The following is an 871-nucleotide window of genomic DNA, read 5'->3' on the forward strand; positions in this document are numbered from 1 at the left end:
GTTTTTTTATAGGTCAATCCTATTTTTTAAGAGCTTGTCAAATGGCCTTCTGAGAAACGTCAAAACGCTCTGCACGCTCTTTTTGGTAAACATCTGGATTATTTTGTTCAACATCTTTTATCAACTCGGATTTATCGATTTTTCGCTGACGCGTACTCGATGCTTTTGGCTTTATTTGATTAATCCAACCCAATACAGATGCAGAGCCAATCCGAAATTGCTTCGCTGTTTCTCGGATAATCAACCCTTCTTCTTCCATCGTAAATATAACTTTACTTCTAAAATCAATTGAATAGCTCATATAAATAATGTCATCAAAATTAAGTCGCTTAGCTATAAAAAGGAGATATCTACTAGGTGAGTCATGCGATCTCTAATTAAATAGATAAACGGGTAAATAACTAACTAATAAATGGCTTAATGGTAATAAAATAATTTTTATAACAAATGCTTGAATCAACAGCCAATACGAAAAAGTGGTGAGCCATGTTGCCATCTTCAAATTCCTCTTTGAAAAAACAGCATTATTCACTCAGCATTCTTTTCCAATATCCATAAATAAAAAAACAATGCTTTATAACAGTTCTACAATAAATATTAACAATAATCCGGTTGTAAGCAAATTTTTGCGAATTTGTACGCAAAATAAAAAAGGAAAATCAATAGCTAGCGAGACAGCTTGCTAGTTTATTTTCCCATCTTTATTATAGATAGGAACAATATTTTGCTAGCATCGAGTTTATAAAGAAGCATGGCTATATGCGCGTTCCTCGGATCTATCATCCTGAACCATTAGAATCAGGCGCATTAATACGCTTAAGCGATAATGCCACTAACCACGTTAGTCGAGTTCTACGTATGAGTGTAGGAC

General features: G+C 33.9%; 1 protein-coding gene and 1 pseudogene. One reads left to right on the top strand and one right to left on the bottom strand.

The window, feature by feature from the left end:
• Nucleotides 1–37: 37 nt before the first annotated feature.
• Nucleotides 38–301, bottom strand: coding sequence for an IS630 transposase-related protein (locus tag ARSQ2_RS10440; protein WP_181995263.1), 264 nt, complete (start codon nt 299–301; stop codon nt 38–40).
• A 458-nt stretch (nt 302–759) separates the two neighbouring features.
• On the opposite strand from ARSQ2_RS10440, the pseudogene ARSQ2_RS13245 reads away from it, so the two are divergent.
• Nucleotides 760–871 (top strand): annotated as a pseudogene (locus ARSQ2_RS13245) (16S rRNA (uracil(1498)-N(3))-methyltransferase); the annotation flags it as partial.

It is taken from the genome of Arsenophonus endosymbiont of Bemisia tabaci Q2 (assembly GCF_902713415.1).
In the GTDB taxonomy this organism is placed as follows: Bacteria; Pseudomonadota; Gammaproteobacteria; order Enterobacterales; family Enterobacteriaceae; genus Arsenophonus.